The organism is Amycolatopsis sp. NPDC051102 (assembly GCF_040682815.1).
Lineage (GTDB): Bacteria > Actinomycetota > Actinomycetes > Mycobacteriales > Pseudonocardiaceae > Amycolatopsis.
This window is the reverse complement of the sequence record NZ_JBFBBT010000027.1, coordinates 24,314-40,872: the sequence shown is the minus strand read 5'-3', so window position 1 is coordinate 40,872 and position 16,559 is coordinate 24,314. Positions and strand designations below refer to the sequence as shown.

Sequence of the window (16,559 nt, the reverse complement as noted above, 5' to 3'; positions counted from 1 at the left end):
GAGCTTCGAGCGGGCCGACGTGACCGACGTTACGCCGACCCGGCCGATCCTGGTCGGATCACGCACGGTTCACCGCCGGATCCGCTCCATGCCGGGGTCGACCAGCGGCTCGGCGGCCACGGTGGCCGCGACCCGGCGGCCGAAGTACTCGATTTCCACACTGCTGCCGATCGCCGCCGACGCCGGGAGCCACGCGTAGGCGATCGGCCGCCCGACGGTGTACCCGTACGCGGCACTCGTGACGTACCCCGAAGGCACGCCGTCGACGAACACCGGTTCCTTGCCCAGCACGACCGTGCGGCCGTCGTCGATCGTCAGGCACCGCAGCCGCCGCGACGCGGTTTCCTCGCTGCGTCCGTCGATGGCGTCACGCCCCAGGAACTCGCCCTTCGCCGGACGCACCGCGAACGCCAGCCCGGCCTCGTAGGGGTCGTGCTCGGTGGTCATGTCGGTGCCCCACAGCCGGTAGCCCTTCTCCAGCCGCAAGCTGTTGAACGCCGCCCGCCCGGCCGCGACGACGCCCAGGGGCTGCCCGGCCGCCCACAGCGCGTCCCACAACCGCAGGCCGTTGTCCGCGCCGGTGTAGATCTCCCAGCCCAGCTCGCCCACATAGGACAGTCGCATCGCCACCACCGGCACGCCCGCGATCCGCGCCTTGCGCGCCCGGAAGTACTTCAGGCCCGTGTGCGAGAAGTCCTCACCCGACAGCGGCTGCACGAGGTCCCGCGCCAGCGGGCCCCAGACGCCGATGCAGCACGTCCCGCCGGTGGTGTCCCGGACCTGGACACCCGGAGGCGTGTGCTTGACGAAGTGGTCGACGTCGATGTTCCCGTTGATGCCGACCTGGAACACCTCGGGCTCGAGCCGCGCGACCGTGACGTCGCTGCGCACCCCGCCCGCGGAGTCGAGCATCAGCGTGTAGGTCACCGACCCGACGGACTTGTCGAGCTGGTTGGTCGTCAGCGACTGCAGCAGCTCCAGGGACCCGGGCCCGCTGATCTCGACGCGCTTCAACGGCGTCACGTCGTACAGCGCGACGCCGTTGCGCGTGTGCCACGCCTCGGCCGCCGCGATCGGCGAGTGGAACTGCGCCGACCACGCGTCCCGCGCCGGCGGCCGCGCGTCGGGCGGCAGCTTCTCCAGCAGCGGCGCGTTGGCCTCGAACCAGTGCGGCCGCTCCCAGCCGCCCGCCTCCAGGAACACCGCGCCCAGCGCGCGCTGCCGCGCGTGGAACGGCGTCACGCGCAGGTCGCGCGGGGACAGCTTGGGCTGCAGCGGGTGCAGGATGTCGTAGACCTCGACGAAGTTCTGCTGCGCCGTCTCACTCACGTACGACGGGGAGAGCTGGACCTCCTCGAAGCGGTGGACGTCGATGTCGTGGGTGTCCACTTCGGAATGGCCGTCGACGAGCAGCTGCGCGACGGCCTTGGCGATGCCCGCGGAGTGCGTCACCCAGATCGCTTCGGCCAGCCAGAACCCGCGGACGCCGGTCGACTCGCCGACGAGCGACTGGCCGTCCGGGGTGAAGGAGAAGATGCCGTTGAAGCCCTCTTCGACCTTGGTCTGCCCCAGCGCGGGCATCAGGAGCTTGCTCTCCTCCCACGACGGCGCGAAGTCGTCCTCGGTGAAGGGCAGCATGGACGGCATGGCCGTCGCGGTCACCGCCGAGTCCAATGTGGACTCGTCGACCGGCATCGGGCGGTGGGCGTAGGAGCCGATGCCGAGCCGGTCGACGTGCTCGCGGAAGTACAGGTCCTGATCCTGGTGGCGCAGGATCGGCAGGCTCGCCTCGGCGTCTTCGGTGTTGCGTCCGGCGAGTTCCGCGACCTGGCCGGTCTTCGCGTACTGGTGCGCCAGCGGCAGCAGCGGGACGTCCATGCCCACCATCGCGCCGATCTCGCGGCCCCAGAAGCCGGCGCACGAGACGACGACGTCGGCCGGGAAGTCGCCCTGGTCGGTCCGGACACCGGTGACGCGCCCGCCCTCCTGCAGGACGTCGGTCACCTTCGCCGACCCGATGAACCGGGCCCCCCGCGAACCCGCCCGGCCGGCCAGCACCTCGACGGCCTTCGCGGCCCGCGCGAGGCCGTCGGTCGGGACGTGCAGGGCACCGAAGATCCGGGAGCCGTCCAGGAGCGGCCAGCGGCGGACGCACTCGTCGGCGTCGATCAGCTGCCCGGGCACCCCCCACGACGTCGCCCAGCCGTGCTTGCGCCGGAGGTCCTCCCAGCGTGCCGGGGTGGTCGCCACCTCCATGCCGCCGACCTGGAGGAAGCAGTCCAGCTCCACGAACTTCTCGACGGTGTACTTCGCGAAGTCCGTCATCGCTTTGGACGCGTTGGTCTGGAACACCAGGCCCGGCGCGTGCGAGGTGGACCCGCCGGTGCGCGGCAGCGGGCCCCGGTCGAGCACGGTGACGTCGGTCCAGCCGCGGGCGGTCAGCTCGTCGGCCAGGTTCGCGCCGACGATGCCGGCGCCGATGATCACGACCTTCGGTGCGGTCATGGCGGAACTCCTTCTACCGGAAGACGACGGTGCTGTTGCCGTTGAGCAGGACGCGGCGTTCGCAGTGCCAGCGGACCGCGCGGGACAGGGCGAGGGCTTCGGCGTCGCGGCCGACGGTCACCAGCTCGCGCGGTGAGTACGTGTGGTCGACGCGCTGGACCTCCTGCTCGATGATCGGGCCCTCGTCGAGGTCGGGGGTGACGTAGTGCGCGGTCGCGCCGACGTACTTGACGCCGCGGTCGTAGGCCTGGTGGTAGGGTTTGGCGCCCTTGAAGCCGGGCAGGAACGAGTGGTGGATGTTGATCGCGCGGCCTTCGAGCTTCTGGCACAGCTCGTTCGACAGCACCTGCATGTACCGCGCGAGCACGACCAGGTCCGCTTCGTACTCCCCGACGAGGTCGAGCAGCCGCTGCTCGGCCTCCGGCTTGGTGTCCGGGGTGACCGGGACGTGCACGAACGGGACGCCGGCCGCCTCGGCCATCGGCCGGAGGTCCTCGTGGTTGGACACGACCACCGCGATCTCGGCGCCGAGGCCGCCCGCTCGCCAGCGGAACAGCAGGTCGTTGAGGCAGTGCCCGAACTTCGAAACCATCACCAGGATCCGCGGCGGGGTGCCGTCGGAGAACTCGAACTCCATGCCGAAGTCGCCGGCCACCGGGGCGAACGCGCGGGTCAGATCATCCACAGTGGTCTGTTCGGCGCGGGTGAACGACGTGCGCAGGAACAGCGAGCCGCGGACGTCGTCGTCGAACTGCTGGTGCTCGACGATGTCGCAGCCTTGCCCGACGAGGAACGTCGTGACGGCGTGGACGATGCCCGCGCGTTCCGGGCACTTGAGCGTCAGGGTGAAGGTCACGAGACGTACTCCAGACTCGCGTCGGCCAGCCACGCCCGGAAGTAGTCCGAAAAGGACTGCCGCACGAGGATCGTGAAGCCCTCGTCCCGGACCATCAGCACGATCCCGGTCCGGGCCAGCAAAGTCTGCACGCACGTCCCCGGCGGCGATGCCTCGAGGTCGATCGAGCACCCGTGCGCCAGTACATCGGCCGCCCGCGACCCGGTGAGCCGCACGACGTTGCGCTGCGCCGACACATCCACCACGGCAAGGGCACTTTCACGTGAAAGTGCCCCTTCGAGCTCGGCTTGGCGGCCGGGTTCGGCGAGGACGAGGTACTCGTCGGGGCCCATCCAGAGGAGGTCGACGCCGTTGCCGCTGGTGAAGGTGCACGGGCCGGGCAGGGGAACGCCGAGGAGCGTGCCGCCCTCGCGCAGGCGGACGGTGAGCTGGGTGCGGAACGGTTCGTGGACCGCCTCAACCGTCACGGCGGGCTCCTTCCTTGTCGAAGAGCACGGATTCGGTCACGGTCACCGGCACCACCTGGTCCCCGACCGGCACGTACAGCGTCTCGCCGATCCGCGCGCGCCCGGATCGCACCAGCGCGAGCGCGAAGGTCCGGCCGAGGGCGGCGCTGTCGTAGCTGGACGTCACGTGGCCGAGCATCCGCACCGGCGGCTCCGGCACGGTTTCGCTTTCGATGATCTGCGCGCCTTCCGGCAGCAGCACCGACGGGTCCGCCGGGAGCAGGCCGACCAGGTGCTTGCGGTCGGGCCGGTTGTTCTCGGCGCGGGCGAAGCTGCGCTTGCCGAGGAAGTCGGCCTTCTTCTTCGACACCGCCCAGGACATGCCGAGGTCCTGCGGGGTGACCGTGCCGTCGGTGTCCTGGCCGATGATCGGGTAGCCCTTCTCGGCGCGCAGGACGTGCATGGTCTCGGTGCCGTACGGCGTCGCCCCCTGGTCCACGATGGACTGCCAGAGCGCGAGCCCGTGCCACGACGGGACGTTGATCTCGTAGGCCAGCTCGCCGGAGAAGCTGATCCGGCAGACGCGGGCCGGCAGGCCCGCGACCTCGGCGTCCTGCCAGGTCATGAACCCGAGGGCCTCGTTCGAGACGTCGAGGTCCGGTGCCAGGCGGCCGAGCACCTCCCGCGACCGCGGGCCGACCAGCGGGATCGTCGCCCAGTGCTCGGTCACCGACGTCGCGAAGACGCGCAGGTACGGCCACTCCGTCTGGAGCCACTCCTCCATCCACTCGAGGATCTTCGCCGCGTTGCCGGTCGTCGTGGTGACCAGGAACCGCTCCTCGCCGACGCGGATGACCGTCCCGTCGTCGATCACCATGCCGTCGACGCCGCACATCACGCCGTAGCGGATCCGGCCGACCTTCAGGGTGCTCATCAGGTTCGTGTAGAGCATGTCGAGGAACCAGCCGGCGTCCGGGCCCTGCACGTCGATCTTGCCGAGCGTGGACCCGTCCATCACCGCCACGTCGTTGCGGGCCGCCCGGCATTCGCGCCGGACGGCGTCGGCCATCGACTCGCCGGGCCGCGGGTAGTACCACGGCCGCTTCCACTGGCCGACGTTCTCGAACTCGGCGCCGTGCTCGACGTGCCACGGGTGGATCGTCGTGACGCGCACGGGATCGTGCAGCTCGCCGCGGTTCCGCCCGGCCAGCGCGGCGAACGGGACGGGCGTGTACGGCGGCCGGAACGTCGTCGGCCTGCGGTCGGCGAGCTCGACGCCCAGCGCCTCGGCGGTGATGCCCGCGGCGAGCATGCCGGACGTCCGGCCCTGGTCGTGCGCGGTGCCGATGGTCGTGTAGCGCTTGACGTGCTCCAGCGAGCGCAGCCCGGCGCCGGTCGCGCGCAGGATGTCCGACACTGTCGCGTCGCGCTGCTGGTCCACGAACCGGGTGTCCACTTCGGACTCCGGTGCGGGCACCTGCCAGAGCACCTCGGTCTCCGGCAGCCCTTCGCCGGCGGCCGCACCGACGACGGTCACGCCCGGCAGGTTGCCGGCCGGGACGTACGCCCCCAGCCCGGCGTCGTACCGGAGGGTGCCGCGAGCCTGGCTGTACAGGTGCACGACGGGGTTCCAGCCGCCGGACACGAGCAGCAGGTCACAGGGCACGCGCTCGCCCTGCAGCTCGCCCAGCTTCGCCACGTGGGCGGCCGTGATGTGGGAGCCGCCGTCGGTGCCGATGACACCGTGGCCCTCGCGGGCGTCGACGATCCGCACGATTTCGGCTCCGGCCCCGGCCAGGTCGGAAGCGGCGTCGTACGCGGAGTCGTTGGTGGTGAACACGACCACCCGCTGCCCGGCGAGGACGCCGTAGCGGTTCAGGTACGTCCGCGCGGCGGACGCCAGCATGATGCCCGGGCGGTCGTTGTCCGGGAAGACGATCGGCCGCTCGTGGGCGCCGGTCGCGATGACGATCCGCTTCGCCCGGATCCGCCAGACGCGTTGCCGCGAGATCCGTTCGGGCGCGGCGGGCTCCCCCCGGCGTTCCAGGGCCAGCACGAACCCGTCGTCGTAGATGCCGAACGCCGTCGTGCGCGAAAGGAACCGGACGCCTTCGGGCGCCTCGCCGCCGGGCTGGTCGTCGACCAGGAGCACTCGCCCTTCGGCCGAGGCTGCGGCGGCGCGGCCGGCGGGTCCGGCGCCGATGACCAGGACATCGCAGTGAGCGTGCTTGGCGTCGTACCGCGCCGGGTCCGGTTCGGTGGCGAGCCGCCCCCGGCCGCGCAGGCCCCGCGCTTCCAGGCCGTCGTACAGCTCGACGGTCGTCGCGCTCAGCATCGGCTCGGGGAACGGTTTTTCGATCTGCACCAGTGCGTTCGAGTCCTCGACACCCGCGCCGAAGATGCCGCGCGGCCGGCCGTGCTTGATGCTGGTCGAGACTCGGTGGATGCCGTTGGCCAGCAACGCGGAAGCCAGGGTGTCGCCGAGGAACCCGGTCAGCTCGCGGCCGTCGAAGGTGAACTTGAGCGGGACGCCGGACAGCCGGGTCATGAGATCACCGGCCGGGGCTCGTCGAGGCGGTAGACCGCCAGCAGGTCGTGGGTCCGGGTGTCGCGGACGGCGTTGAACCACCGGCGGCAGCCCGCGGAGTGGCTCCATCGCTCGGCGAACGGCCCGCTGGGGTTCTCCCGGAAGAAGACGAACTTCGCCCACTCCTCATCGGACAGGGCGGACGGGTCCGCCGGGTAGGCGAGGTGGGCCTGGCCGCCGTAGTGGAACTCGGCTTCCTCGCGTGGCCCGCACCAGGGGCAGGGGATCAGCTGCATCGAAGACTCCTAGTGGGCCACGGCGGCGGCGCCGTGCTCGTCGACGAGGGCACCGGTGGTGAACCGGTCGAGGGCGAAGGGCTCGGCGTATTCGTGCGGCTTCCCGCGCGCGACGGTCGCCGCGAAGACGTCGCCGACACCGGGCGTCGCCTTGAAACCGCCGGTGCCCCAGCCGCAGTTGAGGAACAGGTTCTCCACCGGCGTCAGGCCGATGATCGGCGACGCGTCCGGGCTGACGTCGACGATCCCCGCCCACGTCCGCAGCAGGTGCGCCCGCGCGAACACCGGGAACAGCTCCAGCGCGGCGGCCATCTGCTGCTCGATGATGTGGAACGAGCCGCGCTGGCCGTAGCCGTTGTAGCTGTCGATGCCGGCGCCCATCACGAGCTCGCCCTTGTGCGCCTGCGAGACGTAGACGTGCACGGCGTTCGACATGACGACCGTCGGGTGGATCGGCTCCAGCAGCTCCGACACCAGCGCCTGCAACGGGTGTGAGACGAGCGGCAGGTCCAGGCCGACCATCTTCGCCAGCACCGACGAATGCCCGGCGGCGCACAGCGCGACCTTGCCCGCGGCGATCCGGCCCCGCGACGTCTCGACGCCGGTCACGCGTCCGTCCACTGTGGATATCCCGGTGACCTCGCAGTTCTGGATGAGGTCGACGCCCAGTTCGTGCGCGGCGCGGGCGAAGCCCCAGGCCACGTAGTCGTGCTTCGCGATGCCCGCGCGCGGCTGGAAGGTCGCGCCGAGCACCGGGTAGCGGACGTCCGGCGAGGTGTTGACGATCGGGCAGATCTCCTTGACGCCGTCGGCGTCCACCCACTCGGCGTCGATGCCGTTGAGCTTGTTGGCTTCGACCCGGCGGACGCTGTCGCGGACGTCCTGCAGGCTGTGCGCCAGGTTCAGCACCCCGCGCTGGCTGAACAGGATCGGGTAGCCGAGGTCCTCTTCGAGGCCCTCCCACAGCTTCAGGGAGTGCTCGTAGATGCCGGAACTTTCGTCCCAGAGGTAGTTCGACCGGATGATCGTGGTGTTGCGGGCCATGTTGCCGCCCGCGAGCCAGCCCTTCTCCAGCACGGCCACGTTCGTGATGCCGTGCACCTTGGCCAGGTAGTAGGCGGTGGCGAGGCCGTGCCCGCCACCGCCGACGACGATGACGTCGTAACTCCGGCGAGGGTCGGGGTTGTCCCAGAGGAAGTCCGGGTGCTCCGGCAGATCGGTCATCGAGCCTCCTCCGTGGGGTACAGCGGGAACGCTTCGGCGAGCGCGGTGACGCGGGCCCGCAGCTTCTCGACGTCGGAGCCGGGCCGGAGCGCCTCGGCGACGACGTCGGCGGCCTCGCGGAACTCGGCGTCCCCGAAGCCGCGGGTGGCCAGGGCGGGCGTGCCGATCCGCAGCCCGGACGTCACCATCGGCGGCCGGGGGTCGAACGGGACGGCGTTGCGGTTCACCGTGATGCCGACCTCGTGCAGGCGGTCCTCGGCCTGCTTGCCGTCGAGCTCGGAGTTCCGCAGGTCGGCGAGGACGAGGTGGACGTCGGTGCCGCCGGTCAGCACGGAGATGTCCTTCTCGAGCAGCAGCCGCTCGGCCAGGAGCTTCGCGCCGCGCAGCGTGCGTTGCTGGCGCTCGGCGAACTCGGGCTCGGCGGCCATCTTGAACGCGACGGCCTTGGCCGCGATGACGTGTTCGAGCGGGCCGCCCTGCTGGCCGGGGAACACCGCGGAGTTGACCTTCTTGGCCAGTGCCGGGTCGTTCGTCAGCACCACGCCGCCGCGCGGGCCGCCGAGGGTCTTGTGCGTGGTGGTCGTCGTGACGTGCGCGTGCGGCACCGGCGACGGGTGCAGCCCGGCGGCGACCAGCCCGGCGAAGTGGGCCATGTCGACCATCAGGTACGCACCGACCTCGTCGGCGATCTCGCGGAACCGGGCGAAGTCGAGCTGACGCGGGTAGGCCGACCAGCCGGCGATGACCAGCTTCGGCCGGTGCTCCTTCGCCAGCCGCTCGACCTCGGCCATGTCCACCCGATAGTCCTTTTCAGACACTTCGTACGCGGCGACGTCGTAGAGCAGGCCGGAGAAGTTGATCCGCATGCCGTGCGTCAGGTGCCCGCCGTGGGCCAGCGAGAGACCGAGGATCTTGTCGCCGGGCTTGATGAGCGCGGCCATCGCGGCGGCGTTGGCCTGGGCGCCCGAGTGCGGCTGGACGTTGGCGAACCCCGCGCCGAACAGCGCCTTGACCCGGTCGATGGCGAGCTGTTCCACGACGTCGACGTGCTCGCAGCCGCCGTAGTAGCGGCGGCCCGGGTAGCCCTCGGCGTACTTGTTCGTCAGCACCGAGCCCTGGGCCTGCAGCACGGAGAGCGGCGCGAAGTTCTCGGAGGCGATCATCTCCAGCGTCGTCCGCTGGCGGCGCAGTTCGGCGCCGATCGCCTCGGCGACCGACGGGTCGTAGTCCGCCAGGGACCGGTTGAGCACGTGCTGGTCGATCGTCGCGGTCATCAAGGACTCCGTCTGGTCGACTTCTGATATATCAATCGTCGATGTAGGCTAAGCGCCATGCACCCGCAGGTCAATCCCCCGTCCCTGGCGGAACAGGCGTACCTCTTCGTCCGTGATCGCCTGGTCATGCTCGACATCCCGCCCGGCTCCCCCCTCAACGAGGAGGAACTCGGCAGCGAGCTCGGGATGGGCCGGACGCCGATCCGCGAGGCGCTGAAACGGCTGGAGTCCGAACGGCTGGTCGTCGCCTACCCGCGGCGCGGGACGTTCGCCACCGACGTCCACATCTCCGACCTCGCGCACATCTCCGAGGTGCGGCGGACGCTGGAGCCGATGGCGACGGCCGCCGCGGCCGAGCGGGCCACCGCGGCCGACCGGGCCACCCTGACCGAGCTGCGCGCGCAGCTCGACGCCGACGCCCCGGACCGGGACAACGCCGAGCTGCTGCGCACCGACCTCGCCCTGCACCGGGCGATCTACCGGTGCGTGCACAACCCGTTCCTGGAGGACACGCTGATCCGGTACGACAACCTCGCCACCCGGATCTGGTGCGTGTTCGTGCCCCGGCTGTCCGGGATGGCCGGCCACGTCCACGAGCACGTCCCGCTCCTCACCGCGATCATCGAGGGCGACGGCGAGAAGGCCGCCGCTCTCACGCTCGAGCACGTCACCGGGTTCGAGGCCGCCATCCGGGCGTTGATCTAGACCGCCAGCCTCGCCCGGACCCAGTCGTGGAACGCGCCGATGTGGTGCTCGCTGGGCACGAGGACACCGCCTCCTGCGTACGAGCGGGAGTCCATCGACAGCTGGCAGCGCTCGCACGCCTCGAAGTCCTGCAGGTTGACGCGGTGGAACAGCTCGACCGACCGGGAGAGATCCTTGCCCGATGCGACGACTTCGGGCAGGTAGAGCCAGTCGCAGCGGACCAGCGTCCGGTCGGGTGCCAGCGGGAACATCCGGTGCAGGATCACGTGGTCGGGGACGAGGTTGACGAAGACGCCGGGCTTGATGGTGATCGCGTAGTACTTGCGGTCCTGGGCTTCGGTGACACCGGGCAGGCGGTCGACGCCTTCGGAGCCGTCGACGGTGAAGCCCTTGATCTCGCCGCCGAACTCGGCGCCGTGGCCGACGTAGTACTGCGCGGCGTAGCCGTCGGCGAACTCCGGGAGCACCTCGGTGAGCTCCGGGTGGATCGTCGCGCAGTGGTAGCACTCCATGAAGTTCTCGATGATCTGTTTCCAGTTCGCCTTCACGTCGTACTCGATGCGCTTGCCGAGCGCGAGGCCGTCGATGCCGTAGGCGTCGATCTCTCCTGCGCCGCCGAGCCGTTCGGTGACCGCGCCGATCACGGTCTCTTCGAACGACGGCGGCTCGCCGGCCAGGCAGACCCAGGCGTACCCGAGCCATTCGCGCAGGTGCAGCCGGGTGAGGCCGAACTCGGTGCGGTCGACGTCCGGCATGCCGGTGAGGTTCGGCGCGGCGATCAGCTTGCCGTCGAGCCCGTACGTCCAGGCGTGGTACGGGCACTGGAAGGCCCGCTTGACCGTGCCGCTCTCGGACGTGCAGAGCCGGGCGCCGCGGTGGCGGCAGACGTTGAGGAACGCGTTCAGCTTCCCGTCCCGGCCGCGTGAGACGAGCACGCTTTCCTTGCCGATCTGCACGGTCTCGAACGACCCCGGTCCGGCCAGGTCGGCGCTGCGCACGGCGCAGAACCAGTCCGCCTCGAAGATCTTCGCCTGCTCCAGCGCGAAGATCGCCGGATCGGTGTAGTGGCTGCCGGGCAAGGTGGCGAGCAGGCTGGGCGGCAGATCGGTTGTGGTCACCGGCGTGGTCCTCTCCGCGGATCAGGACGGGAGTAGTTGCGCAGAACGCGGCTTGTTGCTCACTCCGGAACAGAGTGACTGCCGCCGCGCACGGCTGTCAACAAGTTCGGGCCGCCGGTCCCTCGATCGCCCGCCGGAACAGCGTTTCGATCTCCTCGCGGGTAGGACGGGGGTCAGCCAAGGCGGCTTGCATCAGGAGGCCGCAGAACAACCCCGCCAGCAGCCGGCCGGTAAGCGGGTCGGTGCGGGAGCCGAAGAACGCGATCAGCGCGTCGTCCCAGGCCGCGCTCGCCTTGCGCAGGGCCGGCCGGTGCAGGGCCGCGACGTAGAGGTCGTACTCGACCACCGTGTCCCGGTACTGCTCGTTGATGTAGCCCATCACCAGGTCGGCCAGCGCCGCGGCGAAGTCGGCGTCCGGCGGCAGCGCCGACTCCCACTCCTTCAGCGCGTGGACGTTCTTCTCCGCCGCCTCGTGCAGGGCGACTTCCAGCAGGTCGTCCAGGGTCGCGAAGTGGTAGGTCGTCGAGCCCAGCGGCACCCCGGCGGCCGCCGCGACGGCCCGGTGGGTGACCCCGTCGATCCCCCGCTTGGCGACCACCTCGATCGCCGCCTGGGCGATCCGCGCCCGCCGTTCCGGGTCGTTCGGACCGCGGCGCCGGGCCGCGGCCGGTTCCGTGTTCGACATCGGTGTCGAGCCCCCTTGTGGACATCTGTACACGCTTCGCGTACAAATGTACGCACTCTGGACGCGAAGCAGCCACTACCGCTCTGGGAAGGGGCCGCATGTTCGATGTGCTGAACCCTGCGACCGGCGAGGTCATCGAGACCGTCGCCGAGGCGAGCCGCGAGGAGGTCGACGCCGCCGTGCAGGCGGCGCGAAGGGCGTTCGACGACGGCCCGTGGCGGCGGACGACCGCCACCGAGCGCGGTGAGCTGCTGCGCCGGACCGCCGGCCTTCTGGTCCGCGACCGCGAGGAGCTGGCCCGCACCGAGAGCCTCGACACCGGCAAGACGCTGGGCGAAGGCCGCATCGACATCGACGACGTGACGAACGTCTTCCGCTACTACGCCGACCTCGCCGACAAGGACGCCGGACGCCTGGTCGACGCGGGCAGCGCGACCGTCGTCAGCCGGATCGTGCACGAACCGGTGGGCGTCTGCGCGCTCATCGCGCCGTGGAACTACCCGCTGCTGCAGATGTCGTGGAAGGTCGCGCCGGCGCTGGCCGCGGGCAACACCGTGGTCCTCAAGCCCAGCGAAGTCACCCCGCTGACCACGATCAAGCTCGTCGCGCTCCTGGAGGAGGCCGGCACGCCGCCCGGCGTCGTCAACCTGCTGCTCGGCGACGGCCGCGTCGGCGCGGCGATGGTCGAGCACCCGGGCGTCGACCTGGTCTCCTTCACCGGCGGCTACTCGACCGGCGAGAAGATCATGACGGCCGCCGCGAAGGGCGTCCGCCGGGTCGCCCTCGAGCTGGGCGGCAAGAACCCGAACGTCGTTTTCGACGACGCCGACTACGAAACCGCGCTCGACTACGCCCTGATGGCGGCCTTCGTCCATTCCGGACAGGTCTGTTCGGCGGGCGCGCGGCTGATCGTCCAAGAGGGAATCCACGACCGGTTCGTGGCCGACCTCGCCGACCGCGCCGACCGGATCCGGGTCGGCGACCCGCTCGACCCCGCCACCGAAACGGGCGCACTCGTCTCGGCGCAGCACCGCGCCAAGGTCGAGGGCTACATCGAAAGCGCTCTCGCGGAGGGCGCCAAGCTCCGGGCGGGCGGCAATCGGCCCGAAGGCCCGGAGTGCGAACGCGGTTTCTTCCTGCGCCCCACCGTTTTCTCCGACTGCACGAGGAAGATGACGATCGTCCGGGAAGAGGTCTTCGGCCCGGTCGTCACCGTGGAACGCTTCACCGAAGAGGCCGACGCGATCGCGCTGGCCAACGACACCGAGTACGGGCTCGCCGGGGCCGTGTGGACGTCGGACGCGTCCCGCGCCCAGCGCGTCGCCGGGGCCCTGCGCCACGGCACCGTGTGGATCAACGACTACCACCCCTACCTGCCGCAGGCGGAGTGGGGTGGTTTCGGCAAATCGGGCATCGGCCGCGAGCTCGGGCCGTCCGGGCTGGCCGAATACCAGGAGAGCAAGCACGTCTACCAGAACATCGATCCCGTTCCGCAGCACTGGTTCAAAGGCTAGACATTCCCTCCCCCACCACGTGAGGACGCATGCCATGACCACTCAGGAAATACCGGCGGGCGGGGGGCCTGCTGCCGACGACTCCTCCGAACTCGAAAAGTTCGGCTACCGCCAGGAACTCGAACGCTCGCTCGGGTCGTTCTCCAGCTTCGCCGCCGGGTTCAGCTACATCTCCATCCTCACCGGCGTGTTCCAGCTCTTCTTCTTCGGCTTCGGGTCGGGCGGGCCGGCGTTCATCTGGACGTGGCCGCTGGTCTTCCTCGGCCAGCTCTGCGTCGCCCTGTGCTTCGCCGAGCTCGCCGGGCAGTTCCCGCTCGCCGGCTCGGTGTACCAGTGGGCCAAGCAGATCGCGAAACCGGCGACGTCGTGGCTGGCCGGCTGGATCATGATCATCGGCGCGATCGTGACGGCGGCGGCCGTCGCGGTCGCCTACCAGATCATCCTGCCGCAGGTGTCGACCGCGTTCCAGATCGTCGGCAGCGACGACGACGCCGGCCTGACGTCGACGCCCGGCGGCGCGCAGAACGCCATCATCCTGGCCCTGGTGCTGGTCGTGTTCGCCACGATCGTCAACATCATCGGCGTCAGGCTGATGGCGAAGATCAACAACTTCGGGGTCGCGGTCGAGCTCGGCGCGAGCGTCCTGCTGGTGATCGCGCTGGCCATCCACATCAAACGCGGCCCCGGCCTGGTCTTCGACACCGCCGGCACCGGTGAGGGTCACTCGTTCGGCTACCTCGGGGCGTTCCTGGTGGCGTCGCTGATGAGCGCGTACGTCTTCTACGGCTTCGACACCGCGGGCTCGCTGGCCGAGGAGACCACCCAGCCGCGGCGGCACGCGCCCCGCGCGATCCTCCGGGCGATCACGGCCGCGTTCATCGTCGGCGGGCTGATCATGCTGTTCGGCATGATGGCCGTCGGCGACCTGAGCGCCAAGGAGCTGAGCACGTCCGGCATGCCGTACCTGCTGAAGAGCACCCTGGGCGAGGGGCTCGGCGACGCGTTCCTGATCTGCTCGGCGATCGCCATCACCGTCTGCTGCCTCGCCGTGCAGACCGCGGCGATCCGGATGACCTGGGCGATGGCCCGCGACGGCCGCCTGCCGTTCAGCCGCGCGATGGCGAAGGTCTCGCCGCGCTCCAAGACGCCGGTGCTGCCCGCGCTGCTCACCGGCGGCCTCACGATCGTGGTGCTGCTGATCAACCTGGGCAACCAGCGGGCGTTCTTCATCCTGACCTCGACGGCGATCATCCTGTTCTACATCCCCTACCTGATGGTCACCGGCCCGATGCTCGTCCGGCGCCTGCGCGGCGGCTGGCCGCGCCCGGAGCACGGCCCGTACTTCAAGCTGGGCCGCTGGGGCACGCTGGTGAACCTGGTCGCGGTGGTCTACGGCGCCGGGATGACGATCAACCTGATCTGGCCGCGGCCCGAGGTCTACGGCTCCGACCACTGGTACTTCCAGTGGGGCGCGGTGATCGTCACCGGGCTGATCGTGATCATCGGTGCGATCATGCTGTACGTCCGGCGCCACACCTGGGGTTCGTCGCACACGAGCCCCGAGCACATGCCGGACAACGCCCCGGACACCCTGCCCGGCTGAGGAGGACGCATGAGTTCCGGAACCTACGACTTCGTCATCGTCGGCGGTGGCTCGGCGGGCTGTGCGCTGGCGAACCGGCTCTCGGCCGACCCGGCGAACAAGGTCCTCGTCCTGGAGGCGGGCCGGTCGGACTACAAGTGGGACGTCTTCATCCACATGCCGGCCGCACTGACCTTCCCGATCGGGTCGAAGTTCTACGACTGGGGCTACCGCAGCGAGCCCGAGCCGTACATGAACCGGCGGCGCATCTACCACGCGCGCGGCAAGGTGCTCGGCGGGTCGTCCAGCATCAACGGGATGATCTTCCAGCGCGGCAACCCGATGGACTACGAGCGCTGGGCGAGCGATCCCGGGATGTCCACTTGGGACTACGCGCACTGCCTGCCGTACTTCAACCGGATGGAGAACTGCCTCGCGGATCCGCCGGACGGCCCGTGGCGCGGCCACGACGGGCCGCTGGAACTGGAGCGCGGGCCGGCGTCGAACCCGTTGTTCACCGCGTTCTTCGACGCCGCCGAGGAAGCGGGTTACCCGCGCACCGACGACGTCAACGGCTACCGGCAGGAGGGCTTCGCGGCCTTCGACCGGAACGTCCGGAAAGGACGGCGGCTGTCGGCGGCGGGTGCGTACCTGCACCCGGTGATGGACCGGCCGAACCTCACGGTGAAGACGCGCGCGTTCGTGTCGCAGATCCTCTTCGACGGCACGCGCGCGGTCGGCGTCGAGTATTCCCAGGGTCGCGGGGTGCCTGCCGAGGTGTACGGCAAGGAGATCATCCTCTGCGGCGGCGCGATCAACACCCCGCAGCTGCTGCAGCTGTCCGGCGTCGGGAACGCGGCGGAGCTGGAGAAGCTCGGCATCGACGTCGTGAAGGACCTGCCGGGCGTCGGCGAGAACCTGCAGGACCACCTGGAGGTGTACATCCAGTACGCCTGCAAGCAGCCGGTGTCGATGCAGCCGTCGCTGGCGAAGTGGAAGCGGCCCTACATCGGCGCGCAGTGGCTGTTCCTGCGGTCCGGACCGGCCGCCACCAACCACTTCGAAGGCGGCGGGTTCGTCCGGTCCAACGACGAGGTGAAGTACCCGAACCTGATGTTCCACTTCCTGCCGGTGGCGATCCGCTACGACGGCTCGGCCCCCACGGAAGGGCACGGCTACCAGGTGCACGTCGGCCCGATGTACGCCGACACGCGCGGCTCGGTGAAGATCACCTCGACCGACCCGCGGCAGCACCCGGCGATCAAGTTCAACTACCTGTCGACCGAAACCGACCGCCGCGAGTGGGTCGAAGCGGTGCGGGTGGCGCGGAAGATCCTCAACCAGCCCGCGCTGGACCCGTACAACGGCGGGGAGATCTCGCCCGGACCGTCCGTGGAAACCGACGAAGAGATCCTCGACTGGGTCGCCAAGGACGCCGAGACCGCGCTGCACCCGTCGTGCACGACCAAGATGGGCGTGGACGACATGGCGGTCGTCGACCCGCAGAGCATGCGGGTGCACGGCACCGAGGGCCTGCGCGTGGTCGACGCGTCGGTGATGCCCTACATCACCAACGGCAACATCTACGCGCCGGTGATGATGACCGCCGAGAAGGCCGCCGACCTGATCCTCGGCAACACCCCGCTCGCCCCGATCAAGACGCCGTTCTACCGGCACGGCGAGAACGCCGCCAAGTAGCCGAGCGGGCACTTTCACGTGAAAGTGCCCTCCCCGGGGCGGGGCGGGGGCGGGTGGGTGGGGCCCCCCGGGCACGCCGGGGCCCCCCGGGACCCGGTGACCCGCCCGCGCAAAACCACCCCCAACCCC

Annotated in this window: 13 protein-coding genes; 4 read left to right on the top strand and 9 right to left on the bottom strand. The window is 70.3% G+C overall.

The features are described 5' to 3' along the window. Positions 1-69: 69 nt before the first annotated feature. The 7 genes from AB0M93_RS42550 to glyA are packed head-to-tail and all read right to left on the bottom strand — an operon-like array spanning position 70 to position 9,128. Positions 70-2,505 carry an FAD-dependent oxidoreductase gene (locus AB0M93_RS42550; protein ID WP_364285415.1) on the bottom strand — a complete coding sequence of 812 codons (2,436 nt, stop codon included), beginning with the start codon at positions 2,503-2,505 and terminating at the stop codon, positions 70-72. Between the two features lie 13 nt (positions 2,506-2,518). Then, positions 2,519-3,361 (bottom strand): formyltetrahydrofolate deformylase, encoded by an 843-nt coding sequence (purU, locus tag AB0M93_RS42545; RefSeq protein WP_364285413.1) that lies wholly within the window; start codon positions 3,359-3,361, stop codon positions 2,519-2,521. After that, positions 3,358-3,828, bottom strand: coding sequence for a sarcosine oxidase subunit gamma family protein (locus AB0M93_RS42540; RefSeq protein WP_364285411.1), 471 nt, complete (start codon positions 3,826-3,828; stop codon positions 3,358-3,360). Before AB0M93_RS42540 ends, purU begins: the two co-directional genes overlap by 4 nt. Further along, a complete protein-coding gene (locus AB0M93_RS42535) occupies positions 3,818-6,355 on the bottom strand; it encodes a 2Fe-2S iron-sulfur cluster-binding protein (protein ID WP_364285409.1) in 2,538 nt (845 codons plus the stop codon). Before AB0M93_RS42535 ends, AB0M93_RS42540 begins: the two co-directional genes overlap by 11 nt. Continuing rightward, complete coding sequence (locus AB0M93_RS42530) at positions 6,352-6,630, bottom strand: sarcosine oxidase subunit delta (RefSeq protein WP_364285407.1); 279 nt, start codon at positions 6,628-6,630, stop codon at positions 6,352-6,354. Before AB0M93_RS42530 ends, AB0M93_RS42535 begins: the two co-directional genes overlap by 4 nt. Before the next feature lie 9 nt (positions 6,631-6,639). Next, positions 6,640-7,854, bottom strand: a complete 1,215-nt coding sequence (locus AB0M93_RS42525; protein WP_364285405.1) for a sarcosine oxidase subunit beta family protein — start codon at positions 7,852-7,854, stop codon at positions 6,640-6,642. Beyond that, positions 7,851-9,128, bottom strand: coding sequence for a serine hydroxymethyltransferase (gene glyA, locus AB0M93_RS42520; protein WP_364285403.1), 1,278 nt, complete (start codon positions 9,126-9,128; stop codon positions 7,851-7,853). Before glyA ends, AB0M93_RS42525 begins: the two co-directional genes overlap by 4 nt. A 57-nt stretch (positions 9,129-9,185) precedes the next feature. On the opposite strand from glyA, the gene AB0M93_RS42515 reads away from it, so the two are divergent. Beyond that, positions 9,186-9,833: a GntR family transcriptional regulator gene (locus AB0M93_RS42515; protein WP_364285401.1), complete on the top strand. Its 648-nt coding sequence runs from the start codon at positions 9,186-9,188 to the stop codon at positions 9,831-9,833. Here the strand turns inward: AB0M93_RS42515 and AB0M93_RS42510 are convergent. Both AB0M93_RS42510 and AB0M93_RS42505 read right to left on the bottom strand, forming a co-directional pair. Beyond that, positions 9,830-10,951, bottom strand: a complete 1,122-nt coding sequence (locus AB0M93_RS42510; protein WP_364285399.1) for an aromatic ring-hydroxylating dioxygenase subunit alpha — start codon at positions 10,949-10,951, stop codon at positions 9,830-9,832. The genes AB0M93_RS42515 and AB0M93_RS42510 overlap by 4 nt on opposite strands. Positions 10,952-11,048: 97 nt before the next feature. Further along, entirely contained in the window at positions 11,049-11,636 is a 588-nt protein-coding gene (locus AB0M93_RS42505) for a TetR family transcriptional regulator (RefSeq protein WP_364285397.1), read from the bottom strand. Positions 11,637-11,734: 98 nt separating this feature from the next. On the opposite strand from AB0M93_RS42505, the gene AB0M93_RS42500 reads away from it, so the two are divergent. Genes AB0M93_RS42500 through betA form a run of 3 tightly spaced genes read left to right on the top strand, consistent with a single transcriptional unit; the run spans position 11,735 to position 16,430 of the window. Further along, positions 11,735-13,150 (top strand): aldehyde dehydrogenase family protein, encoded by a 1,416-nt coding sequence (locus tag AB0M93_RS42500; RefSeq protein ID WP_364285395.1) that lies wholly within the window; start codon positions 11,735-11,737, stop codon positions 13,148-13,150. Between the two features lie 34 nt (positions 13,151-13,184). Beyond that, complete coding sequence (locus AB0M93_RS42495) at positions 13,185-14,753, top strand: amino acid permease (RefSeq protein ID WP_364285393.1); 1,569 nt, start codon at positions 13,185-13,187, stop codon at positions 14,751-14,753. Between the two features lie 9 nt (positions 14,754-14,762). Beyond that, entirely contained in the window at positions 14,763-16,430 is a 1,668-nt protein-coding gene (gene betA, locus AB0M93_RS42490; protein WP_364285391.1) for a choline dehydrogenase, read from the top strand. The last annotated feature ends 129 nt before the right edge of the window (positions 16,431-16,559 follow it).